The sequence below is a fragment of the Oceanimonas sp. AH20CE76 genome (assembly GCF_039654065.1).
GTDB lineage: Bacteria > Pseudomonadota > Gammaproteobacteria > Enterobacterales > Aeromonadaceae > Oceanimonas > Oceanimonas smirnovii.
Genome location: NZ_CP155481.1, coordinates 1,972,188 through 1,989,916, shown reverse-complemented (window position 1 = coordinate 1,989,916; position 17,729 = coordinate 1,972,188). Strand labels below are relative to the sequence as shown.

Sequence of the window (17,729 nt, the reverse complement as noted above, 5' to 3'; positions counted from 1 at the left end):
CACTTTCGTGCATTGACGCGGGTAAGGCGTTTACCCGCTTTTCGAGGCCATTGTAGAATCAAAACCGTGTACAGGCCCATATCATTACAACAATACCAAGGGTCTGACCCTACACAGAAATCTGATGAGATACGGATATCCCAACCCTTTTTGTGGAGACGTGGCAGTGCAGGAATATGTGATCTGGTATGAGCAACTCGGTATGAACGACGTAGACCGGGTTGGCGGCAAGAACGCTTCTTTGGGTGAGATGATAAGCCAGCTGGCCGGTGCCGGTGTATCCGTGCCCGGTGGCTTTGCGACCACCGCCTTTGCCTTTAACGAATTTCTTGAACAGAGCGGCCTGAACGACAGGATTCATGACCTGCTCGACAAACTTGATGTAGATAACATCGCCGCCCTGGGTGACGCCGGCAAGTCTATTCGCCAGTGGGTGATTGACACGCCGTTCCAGCCCGAGCTGGAAAACGCCATCCGCGATGCCTATGCGGAGCTGTGTGGCAAAGCTGGTGACGCTGCCTCCTTTGCGGTGCGTTCTTCTGCCACCGCCGAAGACATGCCCGATGCTTCTTTCGCGGGTCAGCAGGAAACCTTCCTCAACGTCCGCGGTCTGGACGCGGTGATGGAAGCCATCAAGCATGTGTTCGCCTCTCTGTTTAACGACAGGGCCATTTCTTACCGTGTGCACCAGGGTTACGACCACAAGGGTGTGGCGTTGTCGGCGGGCATTCAGCGCATGGTGCGTTCCGACATTGCCGCCTCTGGCGTCATGTTTACTCTGGATACCGAGTCCGGTTTTGATCAGGTGGTGTTTGTAACTTCCGCCTGGGGCCTGGGTGAAATGGTGGTGCAGGGTGCGGTGAACCCGGACGAGTTCTACGTGCACAAGCCAACACTCACGGCCGGCCGCCCCGCGGTGGTGCGCAAGACGCTTGGCTCCAAGCTGCAGAAAATGATCTACGCCGGCGGTGCCGAACTTGGCAAACAGGTGGATATCAAGGAAACCAGCCGGGAAGAGCGTCGTCAGTTCTCCCTCACCAATGACGAGGTGATGGAGCTGGCCAAGCAGGCCATGATCATCGAAAAGCACTACCAGCGTCCGATGGACATTGAGTGGGCAAAAGATGGTGCAGACGGCAAGCTTTATATCGTACAGGCTCGTCCGGAAACGGTACGCAGCCGTCAGGATGCCAATGTGCTGGAGCGTTTCGCGCTCAGCCAGCAGGGTGACGTGATTGCCGAAGGCCGCGCCATCGGTCATAAAATTGGTGCCGGTACTGCCAAGGTGATTGAGTCCATTGAGCAGATGGACGATATCAAGGCCGGTGATGTGCTGGTGACCGACATGACTGACCCCGACTGGGAGCCGATCATGAAACGGGCCGCTGCCATCGTCACCAACCGGGGCGGCCGCACTTGCCACGCCGCCATCATTGCCCGTGAGCTCGGCATACCCGCCGTGGTGGGCTGTGGCAACGCCACCGAGCTGGTACAGGACGGCCAGCAGGTCACTGTATCCTGTGCCGAAGGCGATACCGGCTTTATTTATAACGGCAAGCTGGAGTTCAGCGTCAATACCTCGGAAGTGGGCTCCATGCCTGCCTCGCCGGTGAAGGTGATGATGAACGTGGGCAACCCCGACCGGGCCTTTGACTTTGCTCAGCTGCCCAATGCCGGTGTGGGTCTGGCGCGGCTGGAATTTATCATCAACCGCATGATTGGCGTGCATCCCAAGGCGCTGCTGAACTATGACAGTGAAAGCCCCGAGCTCAAGCTCAAAATCGACGAGATCATCGCCGGCTACGACAGCCCGCGGGAATTCTTCGTGGCCAAGCTGACCGAGGGCATCGCCACCCTGGCATCTGCCTTCTGGCCGGAGCGGGTGATAGTGCGCATGTCCGACTTCAAGTCGAACGAATACGCCAACCTGCTGGGCGGTGACGCCTACGAACCGGACGAAGAAAACCCCATGCTGGGCTTCCGTGGCGCGTCCCGTTATATCTCCGACGATTTCCGTGACTGCTTTGCCATGGAATGCGAAGCGATGAAGCGGGTGCGTGAAGACATGGGCCTGACCAACGTTGAGATCATGATTCCCTTCGTGCGCACCCTGAATGAAGCGGCGTCGGTCATCGATATTCTTGGCGAGAACGGCCTCAAGCGCGGTGAAAACGGTCTCAAGGTCATCATGATGTGCGAGCTGCCGTCCAACGCATTGCTGGCCGACCAGTTCCTCAATTACTTTGACGGCTTCTCCATCGGCTCCAACGACATGACCCAGCTCACATTGGGCTTGGATCGGGACTCCGGACTGGTAGCGGGCTCCTTTGACGAGCGTGACGAGGCGGTCAAGGCGCTGCTGGCCATGGCCATTCAGGCTGCCCGCAAGGCCGGCAAGTATGTGGGCATCTGCGGTCAGGGGCCGTCGGATCACGCCGACTTCGCCGCCTGGCTGGTGGAGCAGGGCATCGACTCCGTGTCCCTCAACCCGGATACCGTGATCGACACCTGGCTGTATCTGGCGGAGCACGTTAAGCACTGATCTCTGTCTGGTGAATATCAAGGGCGCTTCGGCGCCCTTTTTTAGTGTGTAGTGCACCAGGGAATAGGGATTAGGGACTTGGGATTAGAGGGGGAGCGCATCATTGCCAGTCCCCAGACTTGCGCTCACCGCCCACGGCGTTAAAATGCCCATCGCTTTTTACCCGGTCGCAGCCTACCCGGACAAAACAAGGACACAATCTATGAAAGCACTGCTGATCTGCTCCGGCGGATTTGACTCCGTCACGCTTGCCTGGCGTCTGGCGGCGAACAATGCCCTCGGCGCTCTGCTGACCTTTGACTACGGTCAGCGCCACAAAAAAGAAATCGACGCCGCGCGGCTGTGTGCCGAGCGCCTCAATGTACCTCATCTGGTAATGGACATCGGCCATATCGGCCGCCAGCTTTCCGGCTCGGCACTGACCGACGACATAGACGTGCCCCACGGCCACTACAGCGAAGAAAACATGAAGGTGACAGTGGTGCCCAACCGCAATGCCATCATGCTGACCATTGCGTTTGGCGTGGCCGCTGCCCGTGGCCTCGATACGGTGGCACTGGCGGTGCATGGCGGTGATCATTTTATCTATCCCGACTGCCGCCCCGACTTTATTCGTCTGTTTGCCGAGATGCAGGCACAAGCCCTCGACGGCGTGGCCGAGGTGGCGCTGCTGGCCCCTTACGTCAACACCGACAAGACCGACATTGCCCGGGATGCGGCCCGCTTCAGAGTGCCGGTGGCCGATACCTGGTCCTGCTATGAAGGCGGCGAGCAGCACTGCGGCCGCTGTGGTACCTGTGTGGAGCGTATTGAGGCCATGGCTCTGGCTGGTCTGAAAGATCCCACCTCTTATCAGGACACGGAGTTCTGGCAGCAGGCAGTGGCGAGGGCGAAATAATGTATACCATCAAAAAAGAGTTTCATTTTTCCGCCTCGCACCAGTTGAAACAAATGCCCGACTGGCATCCCTGCGCCCGGCTGCACGGCCATAACTATGTGGTGGTGATCGAGCTGCAAAGTGAGCATCTCGATCAGTACGGCTTTGTGCGCGACTACCTTGAACTCAAGGCGTTCAAGGATTACATCGACGACCAGTTTGACCATCGTCACCTCAACGAGGTGCTGGGGGACGAGTGCACCACTGCCGAGCGGCTGGCCCGCCACCTCTATGACTGGGCGCGGGCACGCTGGCCCGAGGTGAGTGCCGTGGCGGTATCGGAAACCCCAAAAACCTGGGCGGAGTTCCGGCCATGATCGCCATCAGCGAAATTTTTGGTCCCACCATTCAGGGGGAAGGAGCGCTCACCGGTGTGCCCACCGTGTTTGTGCGCACCGGCGGTTGTGACTTTCGTTGCAGCTGGTGCGATACCCTCTATGCGGTCGAGCCCCGTTTCAAGGCCGACTGGACCCCCACGAGCGCCAGGGCGGTGCTGGCCGAGGTGGAGCGCCTGAGCGGCGGCCGGCCACTGCTGGTAACGCTCTCCGGCGGTAATCCGGCGCTGCAACCGCTGGGGGAGCTGCTGGATCTTGGCCATGCACGGGGCTACACCTTTGCCATTGAAACTCAGGGCAGCAAGGTGCAGGACTGGTTTGCCCAGCTCGATCACCTGACCTTAAGCCCCAAGCCGCCGTCGGCGGGCATGGCCTTCAGCCAAAGCCGGTTTGATGCCTGTCTGGCCGCCGCCGGGGTGAATACGCAAGTCACCCTCAAACTGGTGATTGCCGACGAAGCCGATTATCAGTGGGCCCGTGAATTTGCCGCCCGCTATCCGCAACTGCCGCTCACCCTGCAGCCCTGCAACCCGGTGCCCGCCACCCCCGACGAGCCGGAGCGGGAAACCGATCTTGAGGCGCTGAATGCTCGCCTGCGCTGGCTGGTGGACAGAGTCACCGCCGATGGCTGGTTCAACGCCCGGGTGCTGCCCCAGCTGCATGTGATTATCTGGAACAACGAGCGGGGCGTGTAAGCCGATAAATCCATTGCCTGTTTGAATCCTCTTGCATATTATGGACGTCTAAACGTCCGTTATGTGATTCCGTTTCAAAGGAGTGCTTATGTCCCGTCTTTCCCTCGCTCTGCCTTTACTAGCGCTGTGCTCTTTTCCGCTGCTGGCGGTGGATGAGGCCAAACAGGAAATTGTGATTGGTACCACAGTCGGCGACTTTGCCGACATGGTCACCGAGTCGATCAAGCCCCAGCTTGAAGCGCAGGGCTACACAGTGACACTGGTGGAGTTTACCGATTATGTGATGCCCAATCTGGCCCTGGCGGAAGGTTCACTGGATGTAAACTGTTTTCAGCACAAGCCTTATCTGGATACTTTCAGCCAAAGCCGCGGCCTGGCGCTGAGCCCCATCACCCAGGTACCCACCGGCCCCATGGGGCTCTATGCCGGTAAGGCGGATTCGCTTGAACAGGTAAAGCCGGGCAGCACGGTTGCCATTCCCAATGATCCCACCAATCAGGCCCGGGCCCTGCTGATGCTGGAAGACATGGGCTGGATTACCCTTAAAAAGGACATAGATCCACTCAAGGCCAGCGAGTTTGATGTGGCGGAGAATCCCAAAGGCATTCGACTGGTGATGCTGGAAGCCGCCCAGCTGCCGCGCTCACGGCAGGACGTGGATTTTGCGGTGATTAACGGCAATTATGCCGCATCCAGTGGTATTCCCTTCAGCGACGGGTTGTTTCTGGAGCGCAGTTACGACTTTATCAACTGGGTGGTGGTGCGTGCCGAAGACAAAGAGCAACCCTTTGTGCAGGATGTGATCGCCGCCTATAACAGTGAGGCGTTTAAAGAGTACGCCAGCAAGCAGTTTGAAGGTTACAAGTACCCTGAGTCCTGGCATGAGTGATCCCCGGGAATACCATATCGATCTGGATGGCCGCCGGCTGGCGGTGGTGGAGTGGGGGGATCCGCAAGGGACACCTCTGGTAGCGCTGCACGGCTGGCTCGATAACGCCGCCAGCTTTACCCTGCTGGCGCAGCGGTTGCCCGACGTCCGTTTGATTGCCCCCGATCTGGCCGGCCACGGCCGCTCCGATCACCGCGCTCCCGGCCAGCCCTATTACATCTGGGATAATGTGGCCGATGTGCTGGCCTTGCTGGATGCACTTGAACTTCAGCAAGTGGCGCTGCTCGGCCACTCCATGGGGGCCAGTATCGCTACCCTGCTGGCAGGGGCTTTTCCTGAACGGATCAGCCAGCTGATGCTGCTCGACGGCCTGGCCCCGCGCACCTACGCCGCCGATACTCTGCCGGAGCAAATGGCGGCGGCACTGAAAAAAGGCAAGCGCATTCGCCGGCGTGGCTGGCGGCCTTACTCAAGCTTTAATGATGCGCTGCAGGCTCGCATGAGTGGCCGTTACCCGGTCAGCCGTGAAGCCGCAAACTGGCTGCTGGCCCGCAGCCTTGAACAAACCTCGGACGGCTGGTGCTGGCGTCACGACATTGCCCTGAGCCAGCCCTCTGTGGTGCGTTTGTGTAACGAACAGATAGCGGCATTTTTGCAGCGGCTAAGCATGCCGGTGCTGCTGATGATGGCCGAACGGGGTGATGAAATTGACGGCGTGCAGCCACTGCTTGAGCGGGTGTCCGAGTTGACTTATCGAGTGCTCGACGGCGGCCATCATATGCATCTGGAAGACGCACCGGCGGCGCGCATTGCCGGGCTTATCAGGGAAAGGTTGTAACAGATTAAGTTGGGACTCGTCCCAACCTACCGACCCGACAACTCCGACGTTGCTCGAAGCAGCAGTGGGGATTGCCGTAGCCGACCGTCAAATGCCATGGATGGCATTTGCCGAGCGTTACATGGAGGTACTTGAAGCGTGTCGGCGGAGTATAACCGCGCTGCTGATTCGTGAACTCCTTTATTACAGACAATGGAGGTGTAGCCTTACAACGGCAGGGTATCCTGCGGCGGAGTGGTCTGTTGTTCGAGCTCCAGCTCCAGCTGTTTCTTGCGGGCGGCGGTCAGCACCCGGCGCTTGCGATCCTGGCATAACCGAATCACCTCCCGGCGCTGGGCGGAGGTGAATGTCAGCCAGTTAAAGCGCTCGTCCCGGCTGCGAAAACAGCCCTTGCAGTAGCCCCGGTTGTTAACCTCACAGACGCCGGTGCAGGGGCTGGGGACATCAAAAAACTCCAGTTGCTCCATAAAGCCGCCTCCTTTCCATTGCTTTCAATGGAGCATATTCTGCTTACATTTACAACAGATCCCGCAGCCGGTACCAGGTCATGGCCAGCACCAGTGCCGGCGTGCGCAGCAGCCGGCCGCCGGGAAAGTCGTGATGGGGAATGCGGGAAAACAAATCAAAGCGCTCGGCGCTGCCGGCAATGGCGTCGGCCATCAGGCTGCCGGCCATGCCGGTCAGGGCAATGCCGTGGCCGGAGAACCCCTGGGCAAAATACACATTGCCGTTGAGCCGGCCGAAGTGGGGGGCCCGGTTCATGGTGATGCCCACATAGCCGCCCCAGGTGTACGCTTGTTTAACGCCTTTCAGCTGCGGAAACACATGGCGCAGCCGCTTGCCCATGGAGTCTGCCAGGTTGACCGGATCCAGCCCGGAGTAACTGACCCGGCCACCGAACAGCAGGCGGTGATCAGCACTCAGACGAAAATAGTCGAGCACAAAGTTGATATCGGCCACTGCCATGTTGTTGGCAATTAATTGCCTGGCCCGCTCCTCTCCCAGCGGCTCGGTAGCGGTAATATAGGTGCCCACCGGCATGATCTTGCGCTCAATATCCGGCGCTATGCCCTCCAGATAGGCGTTACCGCACAGCAACAGATGGCGGCAGCGCACCACGCCATGAGGGGTGTGTACCACAGGGTGCTCGCCCTGCTCAATGCGGGTGGCGGGGGTGTATTCAAAAAACTGCGCGCCGGCCTCGGCAGCGGCTTGTGCCAGTCCAAGGGTGTAGTTGAGCGGATGCACATGACCGCTGGCGCTGTCATACAGGCCACCAAGATAAGCTTCAGTGCTCATTTGCCCGCGCACCTGCTCTTTGCTCCACATCTCCAGCGAGTCGTAGCCATAATCCTGGCGCAGGCTGTTGGCCCAGCTTTCCAGCTCTTTCATATGCCGGGGTTTTACCGCCGCATGCAGGTGGCCGTTGGCCAGGTCACAGTGAATATTGTGTTTATCAATGCGTTGGCGCATTTGGGTGAGGGCCTCAATGGAGATGTCCCATAATTGCCGGCCGACGGTGTCTCCCACCAGCTTTTTAAGGGTGTGCTGCTCACAGGCATAGCCAAAAATCATCTGGCCGCCGCTGCGTCCGGAGGCACCCCAGCCCACTTTATGGCTGTCCAGCACGGCGACCTTATAACCTCGTTCTGCCAGATTAAGTGCGGCACTGCAGCCGGTAATTCCGGCCCCCACAATACATACATCCACCTCCAGGTTGTCATGCAGGGCAGGGTGATCGAGTACCGAGTGGGCAGATGCGGCGTAATAGGAATCGGCGTGAGACTGCATAAAGGCTCCTGACTCTTACACTAGGTGTTGATACCACTGATATTCCAGCGGCGTGACATGCTGATCGAATTCGGCCAGTTCAAAACGCTTGTTGATAAGATAAGCGCGATGAAATTCCTTGCCCAGATATTGCGACAGCCGGTGCGACTGGGCAAAACGGTCCAGTGCGCTTTGCCAGCGGTAGGGCAGCAGTGCCAGATCCAGCTTGTTGGCATCACCCTGAATGGGGGCGGGCGGATGCAGTTGCTCGCTGATGCCGTGATCTACGGCGGCAAGAATGGCCGCCACCACCAGATAGGGGTTGGCATCGGCACCGGCGACGCGGTGCTCCAGCCGGGTATTGGCCGGATCACCGGACGGAATGCGCACCGCCACAGTGCGGTTGTCAAAGCCCCAGCTGGCGTGCAGGGGCACAAACATATGGGGCTGCAACCGGCGAAAGGAGTTGGCGTTGGGGGCAAACAGCGCCATCGACTCCGGCAGCATGCTGAGGGTGCCGGCAATGGCCTGACGCAACAGCTCATGATCCTCGGCAAACACATTATTGCCGTCATCATCCAGCAAGCTCACATGAATATGCATGCCCGAGCCGGCCTGGCCGTTGTAAGGTTTTGCCATAAAGGTAGCGTACATGCCCTGCTTGATGGCAATGGCCTTGATCGCCCGCTTGAGCAGAATGGCCTGATCGCAGGCGGCCACTGCATCGTGCTGGTGAGTCAAGTTAATTTCAAACTGCCCCGGTGCATATTCGGCCACGGCATTGTCGGCGGGAATACCCTGCAGTTTGCACACCTCGGCCACCTGAATAAGAAAGTCTTCCCAGCTGTCGAGATCGTCCAGGGAATAGACCTGAGTGTCGTGCATGCGCTCGTCTGTGCCCGGCAAAATGGGCGGCTGAGGCAGGCCGTCGGCCCCTTCCTTCTGATCCACCAGATAGAACTCCAACTCTACCGCCACGCAGGGGTGCAGGCCCTTTTCTTTCAGCCGCTCCAGCACGCCCTGCAGCACATGGCGGGGATCGGCAAAAAACGGGCTGCCGTCCGTGTCTTCCATGGTCATTAAAATCTGCCCGGACGGAATTTTGTGCCAGGGCACGGGGGCCAGGGTGTGAGGCAGCAGCCGGCATACCCGATCACTGTCCCCTTGCGCCAGGCCCATACCGGTTTCTTCCACTGTCTGGCCGGTAATGTCGAGGGCAAACACGGAAGCGGGCAGGCTGATGCCCTGCTCCAGCGCCTTTTCAAAGGCGCTGGTCTGAATGCGTTTGCCGCGAATAACGCCATTGATATCACACAGCATCAGATCCACAGACTGATAATCAGCCCAGGATGAGGCGAGCTGGCCGGTGCGGGACCGGTAACGGGATTTGGTCATGAGTTTATCCTTAAACAGTCAAACCATGTTTACTATCCATAAAACGTTGTTAAATTGTAAAGGTTAAAAATTTACATTAGAGTAACATTAGTTTTTTATTAACGATACGCTATGTCTATGTCTAGCATACTTTTACACCGATATGGACTATGCTGACCAGTGTGTTTTTCATCCAGAGCCTGAATTATGAGTGTTCAAGATCCTGAAAATCGCGATATGGAATGGCTGCGCCAGTGGATGCAGCAGCATGCCATTACCGAAGTGGAATGCCTGCTGCCCGACTTTACCGGTAATGCCCGGGGCAAAATACTGCCCGCCAGCAAGTTTCTGAAAGAAGGCGGTATGCGCCTGCCCGACAATATTTTTCTGCAAACCGTGAATGGCGACTGGCCCGATGATGAAAACATCGACTGGACCGAGCGCGACATGGAGCTGCATGCCGACATCAATACGCCCCGTCTGGTGCCCTGGGCCAGCGAACCCACCGCACAGGTGATCCACGACTGTTTCGATGCCGACGGTAATCCGGTGGAAATTGCGCCGCGCAGTGTGCTGCGCCGGGTACTCAAGCTTTACGAGCAGGAAGGCTGGCGGCCGGTAGTGGCTCCCGAGCTTGAATTTTTTCTGGTGAAGAAAAACGAAGACTGGGACTACCCGCTGGAGCCCCCCATTGGCCGCAATGGCCGGCCCGAGACCGCGCGTCAGTCGTTCAGCATTGATGCGGTTAACGAGTTTGACCCCATCTTTGAGGAAATGTACGACTTCTGCGAGGCGCAGGAGCTGGAAGTGGATACCCTGATCCACGAATCCGGGGCGGCGCAGATGGAGGTGAACTTTATTCATGGCGATGCCATGGAGCTGGCCGATCAGGTGTTTCTGTTCAAGCGCACCATGCGCGAGGCGGCCATGCGCCACAATGTGTACGCCACCTTTATGGCCAAGCCGATGAAAAACGAACCCGGCAGCGCCATGCACATTCATCAGAGCCTGGTAGATGCAGAAGGTAACAATCTGTTTGCTAACCCGGACGGCAGTCACAGTGAGCTGTTTCTCCATTATATAGGTGGCATGCAGCGCTTTATTCCCGGAGCGGTGGCGCTGTTTGCGCCCAATGTTAACTCCTACCGCCGGCTGGCTTTTGGTGACTCAGCTCCGCGCAATATGGCCTGGGGAGAAGACAACCGCACTGTGGGGCTGCGGGTACCGCGTTCGGGCCTGGCTGACCGGCGTATTGAAAACCGCTTTGCCGGTGCCGATGCTAACCCTTATCTGGCGCTCGCAGCCAGCCTGGCCTGCGGTTACCTCGGCATGAAACAGCGCATTGCTCCTACGGAAGAAGTGGTGGGCAGCGCCTACGACATGCCCTTTGGCCTGGCTCGCAACCTCGAAGAAGCCCTGCTGGAGCTGGAGCAGTGCGAGCAGCTGCGGGACATATTGGGGGATCGCTTTGTACGGGCCTTTATCGCGGTCAAGCGCAAGGAATATGAAGCTTTCTTTACGGTGATCAGCGCCTGGGAACGGGAGTTTCTGCTGCTGAACGTATAACTGCTGACAGGAGTCAATCATGCCGGAGTTGAATCAAGTATCGTGGCAACAGCTGGATGCGTCTCATCATCTGCATCCTTTCACTGACAGCCGGGCGCTGCAGCAAAAGGGGGCCCGGGTGATTGAGCGGGGTGAGGGGGTGTATTTGTGGGACAGCCAGGGCCAGCGCATTCTTGACGGCATGGCCGGGCTTTGGTGTGTGAATCTGGGCTATGGCCGTCAGGAGCTGATAGAGGCGGCGCATCAGCAGTTACAGCAGCTGCCTTATTACAATCTGTTTTTTCAGACCACCCATCCGCCGGCGGCCAGGCTTGCCGCCACCCTGGCGGGTATTTTGCCCGGGAATATGCAGCATGTGTTTTTTACCGGCTCCGGCTCCGAGTGTAACGACACTGTCGTGCGCATGGTGCGACATTTCTGGGCACAGCAGGGCCAGCCGAAGCGGCAGGTGATTATCAGCCGCAAAAATGCCTATCACGGCTCCACGCTTGCCGGGGCCTCTCTTGGCGGTATGAAGCCCATGCATGCACAGGGCGGTCTGCCGCTGCCGGACATGGTGCATATTGATCAGCCCTATTATTTTGCCGAAGGGCAGGGAATGACGCCCCATGAATTTGGTCTGGAGCGGGCCGGGCAGCTGGAGCAGAAAATTCTGGAGCTTGGGCCCGAGCGGATAGCCGCTTTTATCGGCGAGCCCATTCAGGGGGCCGGCGGCGTCATTATTCCTCCCGCCAGTTACTGGCCGGAAATACAGCGCATCTGTAAAAAGTACGACATTCTGCTGGTGGTGGATGAAGTGATCTGCGGCTTTGGCCGCACCGGCCACTGGTTTGCCAGCGAATACTATGGCCTGGAGCCTGACTTGCTGTGCATGGCCAAGGGCATTACCTCCGGCTACATTCCCCTGGGTGCGGTGGCGGTGGGTGAGCGGGTGGCACACACCCTGATTGCCGGTGGAGAATTCTTTCACGGCTACACTTACTCAGGCCACCCGGTGGCCTGTGCCGTGGCCCAGGCCAATATCGAAGTGATGCAGCAAGAGCACATTATTGAGCGGGTGCATGATGATATTGGCCCTTACCTGCAACAGCGCTGGGCCAGTCTGGCCAGCCATCCTCTGGTAGGGGAGACCCGTGGTCTGGGGCTGGTAGCCGCGCTGGAACTGGTGGCCGACAAAGCCACGCAAGCCCGCTACTCAGAGAGCGCCGGTGCCGGCATGATTTGCCGGGAGCACAGCCTGGAGATGGGGCTGGTGATGCGCGCCGTGGGCGACACCATGATTATTTCACCGCCGCTGGTGATCACTCATCAGCAGGTAGACGAGCTGATAGACAAGGCACGCCAAACGCTGGATTTGACCCTTTCTACGCTGAACAACCGACAAGGAAAGCACCATGACTAAATCTCCCGTTTTTAAAACCGGACTGCTGGCCGCCGGTGTGGCACTGGCGCTGAATGTACAGGCGCAGGAGCCGGCTCAGGTCAACTTTTATAACTGGTCTGATTATATCGCCGAAGACACCCTGGCCAACTTCACCAAAGAAACCGGCATTGAGGTCACCTACGATGTATTTGACTCCAACGAAGTGCTGGAAGCCAAGCTGCTGGCGGGCAATACCGGTTTTGATGTGGTCGTGCCCACCGGTGACTTTATGGGCCGGCAAATTCAGGCCGGGGCTTTTTTACCGCTGAACAAGCAAAAACTGCCCAATTACGACAACCTGGATCCGCGCATCATGGCGTTGCTGCAGGAGAAAGATCCCGGCAACCAGTTTGGCATTCCCTATTTATGGGGCACCACCGGCATAGGTTATAACGTCGACAAGGTGAAAGAGGCGTTAGGCGAGGATGCGCCGGTCGACTCCTGGGAGCTGGTACTGAACCCGGACAACCTGGAAAAGCTGGCTGGTTGTGGCGTGGCTTTTCTGGATGCGCCCACCGAAATTTTCGCCGCGGCGCTCAACTATAAAGGGCTGGATCCGAACAGCACCAATGCCGCCGACTACAATGGTCCGGCTACCGATCTGATGATGCAGCTGCGCCCCCACATTACCTATTTCCATTCCTCCAAATACATTAACGATCTGGCCAACGGTGACATCTGCGTGGCCGTGGGCTGGTCCGGCGACATACTGCAGGCCAGAGACAGAGCCGATGAAGCAGACAGAGGCGTCAAGGTGGCCTATCGCATTCCAAAGGAAGGAGCGCTGATGTGGGTGGATATGCTGACCATTCCCAAGGATGCCAAACACCCCGACAATGCTCATGCACTGATTAACTACCTGCTCAAGCCCGAGGTGATAGGGGAAGTCTCCAACTATGTGGCTTACGCCAACCCCAATAAAAACGCCAATGAGTTTGTGGATGCCGACATTCTTAACGATCCGGGCATTTATCCCAGCCAGGAAGTGGCCGACAAGCTTTACACCGCCAAACTGTTGCCGCAAAAAGTAAACCGGGTGATCACCCGCGCCTGGACCCGGGTAAAAACTGGCAGGTAAACAAGCTTCGGAGCCACACCGAAGCACCGGCAGGGCTACCTCCTTCGACACGCTGCAAGTACATCCATGTAGCGCTCGTCAAATGCCATCCCTGGCATTTGACGGTCGAATCCGGTAATCCCTGCCGTTGCTCCGGAGCTTCAATGTTTTTGCAGGTCAGCTAACGTTAAGCAAGCAATACGGAGACAAGCATGCCAGAGCAGGAACAAGCCATTAGTGCGGTCACGGCACCGTTTTTAAATATTCGCGGCGTCAGCAAGTTATATGATGGTCAGCCGGCGGTGGACGACGTCAGCCTGGAAGTGCAGCGGGGGGAAATTTTTGCCCTGCTGGGAGCCTCGGGTTGTGGCAAGTCCACTTTGCTGCGCATGCTGGCCGGGTTTGAACCGCCGAGCAAGGGAGAAATTTTTCTCGACGGCGTCGATATTGCCGATGTGCCTCCCTACGACAGACCCATCAATATGATGTTTCAGTCTTACGCGCTTTTTCCCCATATGACGGTGGAAGCCAACATCGCCTTTGGGCTGAAACAGGACAAGCTGCCCAAGAACGAGATTGCTGAGCGAGTGGCAGAAATGCTCAAACTGGTGCACATGGAAGACTATGCCCGCCGCAAGCCCCATCAGCTGTCCGGCGGTCAGCGTCAGCGGGTGGCGCTGGCGCGCAGTCTGGCCAAACGCCCCAAGCTACTGCTGCTTGACGAGCCCATGGGCGCGCTCGACAAAAAGCTCAGGGAAGAAATGCAGCTGGAGCTGGTGAACATTATCGAGAAAGTGGGCGTGACCTGTGTGATGGTGACCCACGATCAGGAAGAGGCCATGACCATGGCCGGACGTATAGCCATTATGAACAAGGGCCGGCTGGTGCAGGTAGGCGAGCCGCTGGATGTATATGAATACCCCAACTGCCGCTTCAGTGCCGAGTTTATCGGCTCGGTAAACGTGTTTGACGGTGTGCTGGAAAGTAACGAAGCCGACAGTGCACTGATTCGCTGCCCTGATGTAAAGCGCCCGTTGCAAATCAACCATGGTGTGTCTATTGGTGAGGGCCTGCCCATCATGATAGCGGTGCGGCCGGAAAAAATGCACCTGAGCTTTACCGAGCCGGAGCAGGAATATAATCGTCTGCGGGGTGTGGTGGATGAAATTGCCTATCTGGGTGATGTCTCCATTTATCATGTGCGGCTGCCATCCGGTAAGCGCATTTTGGCCACCCTGCCCAATATTGACCGGCACCGGCAGAATAATCCTACCTGGGGTGACAATGTGTTTCTGCGCTGGAATGCGGACAGCTGTGCCGTGCTCATGACCTGAGGAGGCCGATACATGAAAACGTTGAAAATCGCCACTGGTCAGCGGCTGGTGATAGCGCTGCCTTACACCTGGCTGCTGCTGTTTTTTCTGGTGCCTTTTCTGATTGTATTTAAAATCAGTCTGTCGCAAGCGGCGCTGTCCATTCCGCCCTACAGCGAGGTACTGAGCTTTGCCGATGAGCAGCTGCAGATTATTCTTAATTTTGGCAATTATCTGTTTCTGCTGAGCGACAGCTTATATATACAGTCTTACCTGCAATCTCTGAAAGTCGCGGCTGTTTCCACATTATTATGTCTGCTGATTGGCTTTCCCATGGCCTGGGCCATTGTTCACTCCAAACCCTCTACCCGCAATGTGCTGCTGATGCTGGTGATATTGCCGTCCTGGACGTCGTTTCTGATCCGCGTTTATGCCTGGATGGGCATACTGGGTAATACCGGCTTTCTTAATAATGCGCTGCTGTGGCTGGGAGCCATTGACGAGCCGCTGCAAATTCTCAACACCAACACCGCCGTTTATATCGGCATTGTGTATGCCTATCTGCCTTTTATGATATTGCCGCTTTATACCGCCTTGATGCGGCTGGACTACTCCCTGGTGGAAGCCGCCGCCGATCTTGGCGCCCGGCCCATGACAACCCTGTTTACGGTGATAGTACCGCTGGTGAAAGGCGGCATTATTGCCGGTGCCATGCTGGTGTTTATTCCGGCGGTGGGGGAGTTTGTGATTCCTGAACTGCTTGGCGGCCCTGATACCCTGTTGATTGGCCGAGTGCTGTGGCAGGAATTCTTTAATAACCGGGACTGGCCGGTAGCCGCGGCGGTGGCCAGTGTGATGCTGTTGCTGCTGATGGTGCCCATAATGTGGTTCCACCGCATTCAACGCCGCGAAATGGAGGGCTGAGCCATGAATATGATTCCTGTCAGCCGCTCTCGTTTGCGGCCTCTGATCCTCTGGCTGGGCTTTGGGTTTTTGTATGCGCCCATGCTGTTGCTGATCATCTACTCCTTTAACAGCTCCCGGCTGGTCACCGTATGGGCGGGCTGGTCCGCCAGATGGTACGGCGAGCTGCTGGCCGACGACATGATGATGCAGGCGGTGGGCTTAAGTCTGACCATTGCCTTTTTTGCCGCCAGTGCGGCCGTGGTACTGGGCACGGTGGCGGGGTTTGTGCTCACCCGCATCGGCCGCTTTCGTGGTGAGGGCGGATTTGCTTTTATGATCACGGCCCCGCTGGTCATGCCTGAGGTGATCACCGGTCTGTCCTTGCTGCTGTTGTTTGTGGCCATGGGGGATCTGGTGGGCTGGCCGGCCCAGCGCGGTATGAGCACCATCTGGATTGCCCATGTGACCTTCTGTACCGCCTATGTGGCGGTGGTGGTCAGCTCCCGTCTGCGTGAGCTGGACCGCTCGCTGGAAGAGGCCGCCATGGATCTGGGCGCGCGGCCGCTCAAGGTATTTTTTGTGATCACCCTGCCCATTATTGCGCCGGCCATTGTTGCCGGCTGGCTGCTGGCATTTACCCTGTCGCTGGACGATCTGGTGATCGCCAGCTTTGTGTCCGGACCCAATGCCACTACCTTGCCCATGGTGGTGTTTTCCAGTGTACGGCTGGGAGTCAGCCCCAAGATCAACGCCCTGGCCACTATTATCATCGTGATAGTGTCGCTGGTGACCTTTATCGGCTGGTGGCTGATGGCCCGGGCCGAAAAGCGCCGGGCACAGGAAGCGGCCGCTGCCCGGACCGGCTGAGGAGGTTGCCATGGATTTACCCGAGCGACTGAAATGGCTGCGCATCCGGCATGGCCTGACCCAGCGGGAGCTGGCCAAGCGGGCCGGTGTGAGTAACAGCCTGATCTCGCAAATAGAGCAGGCGGCGGTAAATCCGTCGGTGGCGACGTTAAAAAAAGTGCTGGATGGCTTTCCCATCTCCATGGGGGCGTTTTTCAGTCTGGAGCATAACGCCGGCAGGCCCGTTTTTTTTCGCGCCGATGAACTGGTGAAGCTGGGCAGTAATGGCGTCACCATGTGGCTGCTGGGGCCACCGGGCAGTGATCGCAAGCTGGCGCTGCTGCGGGAGCATTATCCGCCCGGTGCCGATACCGGCCCGGAAATGCTCAGTAATGACGCGGAAGAAGCCGGCCTGGTGCTCAGTGGTGAGATTGAAATTACCGTGGGGGAGGAATGCCGCTTGCTTAAGGCCGGTGACGGCTATTACTTTGATACTCATCAGCCACACCGCTTTCGCAACCCGGGTACTCAGGCCTGCGAGCTGATCTCCGCTGCCACACCGCCCACCTTTTAGTTACATGGTCTGGGGCTGGCTGGCAGAAACAATATGCAGCTCCTTGTCGCCAATATTCACGAAACGGTGAGGCTCTGTGCTGTCGAAGTAGTAGCCGTCGCCCGGGCCCAGTTCAAAACGGCGTTCGCCTACTACCAGTAACAGTCTGCCCTCAATCACCACACCGCACTCCTGGCCCGGGTGGCTGATCATGTCCGGGCCGGTATCGGCACCAATGGGCATGGTTTCTCGCAGCAGAGTAATATGCCGGCCCGGAAAACGGCTGCCAATCAGCCGGTAGCTGATATTACCGGTACCGCGCTCGGGCTGATCTTCAGCCCGGTACACCACAGGTTTAATGGCATCAGCGGCTTCTTCCTCGGCAAAAAAGTCCGCCAGTGTCATGGGAAAGCCGTCCAGCAGCTTTTTCAAAGAGCCAATGGACGGGCTGACCTGGTTTTTTTCGACCTGGGAAATAAAGCCGTTGGTCACGCCGGAGCGTTTGGCCAGCTCCCGCTGCGACAGTTTAGCCTGCAGGCGAATGGTTTTAAGACGAAGGCCAATATCCATAACGGCGGTGTACTCCCTAAGTTGCAATTGAATCTTTATTATTGCGCAAGCAGAATGTCGCTCCGGCTTCTATAACAAAAGAAGCAACAACAATGAATGCAAGCGGCCGTGTAGT

Annotated in this window: 17 protein-coding genes; 13 read left to right on the top strand and 4 right to left on the bottom strand. The window is 57.7% G+C overall.

The window, feature by feature from the left end; genetic code table 11:
* Window positions 1-166 precede the first annotated feature (166 nt).
* The 6 genes from ppsA to N2M06_RS09620 all read left to right on the top strand — a co-directional run bounded on the left by ppsA (window position 167) and on the right by N2M06_RS09620 (window position 6,236).
* Window positions 167-2,542, top strand: a complete 2,376-nt coding sequence (gene ppsA / locus N2M06_RS09645) for a phosphoenolpyruvate synthase (protein WP_346352172.1) — start codon at window positions 167-169, stop codon at window positions 2,540-2,542.
* Between the two features lie 202 nt (window positions 2,543-2,744).
* Window positions 2,745-3,440: a 7-cyano-7-deazaguanine synthase QueC gene (queC, locus tag N2M06_RS09640; RefSeq protein ID WP_346350648.1), complete on the top strand. Its 696-nt coding sequence runs from the start codon at window positions 2,745-2,747 to the stop codon at window positions 3,438-3,440.
* Window positions 3,440-3,796, top strand: a complete 357-nt coding sequence (queD, locus tag N2M06_RS09635) for a 6-carboxytetrahydropterin synthase QueD (RefSeq protein WP_019934881.1) — start codon at window positions 3,440-3,442, stop codon at window positions 3,794-3,796. The genes queC and queD overlap by 1 nt, the downstream gene beginning before the upstream one ends.
* Window positions 3,793-4,509, top strand: a complete 717-nt coding sequence (gene queE, locus N2M06_RS09630) for a 7-carboxy-7-deazaguanine synthase QueE (RefSeq protein ID WP_317075060.1) — start codon at window positions 3,793-3,795, stop codon at window positions 4,507-4,509. The genes queD and queE overlap by 4 nt, the downstream gene beginning before the upstream one ends.
* A gap of 88 nt (window positions 4,510-4,597) precedes the next feature.
* Entirely contained in the window at window positions 4,598-5,398 is an 801-nt protein-coding gene (locus N2M06_RS09625; RefSeq protein ID WP_019934879.1) for a MetQ/NlpA family ABC transporter substrate-binding protein, read from the top strand.
* Window positions 5,391-6,236: an alpha/beta hydrolase gene (locus N2M06_RS09620; RefSeq protein ID WP_346350647.1), complete on the top strand. Its 846-nt coding sequence runs from the start codon at window positions 5,391-5,393 to the stop codon at window positions 6,234-6,236. The genes N2M06_RS09625 and N2M06_RS09620 overlap by 8 nt, the downstream gene beginning before the upstream one ends.
* A gap of 206 nt (window positions 6,237-6,442) precedes the next feature.
* On the opposite strand, the gene N2M06_RS09615 is transcribed toward N2M06_RS09620, so the two are convergent.
* The 3 genes from N2M06_RS09615 to N2M06_RS09605 are packed head-to-tail and all read right to left on the bottom strand — an operon-like array spanning window position 6,443 to window position 9,401.
* Window positions 6,443-6,703 (bottom strand): DUF1289 domain-containing protein, encoded by a 261-nt coding sequence (locus tag N2M06_RS09615; protein WP_346350646.1) that lies wholly within the window; start codon window positions 6,701-6,703, stop codon window positions 6,443-6,445.
* 49 nt (window positions 6,704-6,752) lie between these two features.
* Complete coding sequence (locus N2M06_RS09610) at window positions 6,753-8,027, bottom strand: FAD-binding oxidoreductase (protein ID WP_346350645.1); 1,275 nt, start codon at window positions 8,025-8,027, stop codon at window positions 6,753-6,755.
* Window positions 8,028-8,042: 15 nt separating this feature from the next.
* Complete coding sequence (locus N2M06_RS09605; protein WP_346350644.1) at window positions 8,043-9,401, bottom strand: glutamine synthetase family protein; 1,359 nt, start codon at window positions 9,399-9,401, stop codon at window positions 8,043-8,045.
* Between the two features lie 216 nt (window positions 9,402-9,617).
* On the opposite strand from N2M06_RS09605, the gene N2M06_RS09600 reads away from it, so the two are divergent.
* From N2M06_RS09600 to N2M06_RS09570, 7 genes are all read left to right on the top strand, one after another.
* Window positions 9,618-10,946 (top strand): glutamine synthetase family protein, encoded by a 1,329-nt coding sequence (locus tag N2M06_RS09600; protein WP_346352171.1) that lies wholly within the window; start codon window positions 9,618-9,620, stop codon window positions 10,944-10,946.
* A gap of 19 nt (window positions 10,947-10,965) precedes the next feature.
* Window positions 10,966-12,348, top strand: coding sequence for an aspartate aminotransferase family protein (locus N2M06_RS09595; RefSeq protein ID WP_317075054.1), 1,383 nt, complete (start codon window positions 10,966-10,968; stop codon window positions 12,346-12,348).
* Entirely contained in the window at window positions 12,341-13,447 is a 1,107-nt protein-coding gene (locus tag N2M06_RS09590; RefSeq protein WP_346350643.1) for an extracellular solute-binding protein, read from the top strand. Before N2M06_RS09595 ends, N2M06_RS09590 begins: the two co-directional genes overlap by 8 nt.
* A 191-nt stretch (window positions 13,448-13,638) precedes the next feature.
* Entirely contained in the window at window positions 13,639-14,760 is a 1,122-nt protein-coding gene (gene potG, locus N2M06_RS09585) for a putrescine ABC transporter ATP-binding subunit PotG (RefSeq protein WP_317075053.1), read from the top strand.
* A 12-nt stretch (window positions 14,761-14,772) separates the two neighbouring features.
* Entirely contained in the window at window positions 14,773-15,663 is an 891-nt protein-coding gene (gene potH, locus N2M06_RS09580) for a putrescine ABC transporter permease PotH (RefSeq protein ID WP_019934870.1), read from the top strand.
* Window positions 15,664-15,666: 3 nt separating this feature from the next.
* Entirely contained in the window at window positions 15,667-16,512 is an 846-nt protein-coding gene (gene potI / locus N2M06_RS09575) for a putrescine ABC transporter permease PotI (RefSeq protein WP_019934869.1), read from the top strand.
* A 10-nt stretch (window positions 16,513-16,522) separates the two neighbouring features.
* The gene (locus N2M06_RS09570) at window positions 16,523-17,065 is read left to right on the top strand and encodes a cupin domain-containing protein (protein WP_317075051.1); all 543 of its coding nucleotides are present in this window, start codon (window positions 16,523-16,525) and stop codon (window positions 17,063-17,065) included.
* Here N2M06_RS09570 and N2M06_RS09565 read toward each other — a convergent pair whose 3' ends face one another.
* Window positions 17,066-17,614, bottom strand: a complete 549-nt coding sequence (locus N2M06_RS09565) for a cupin domain-containing protein (protein ID WP_019934867.1) — start codon at window positions 17,612-17,614, stop codon at window positions 17,066-17,068.
* Window positions 17,615-17,729: the final 115 nt, after the last annotated feature.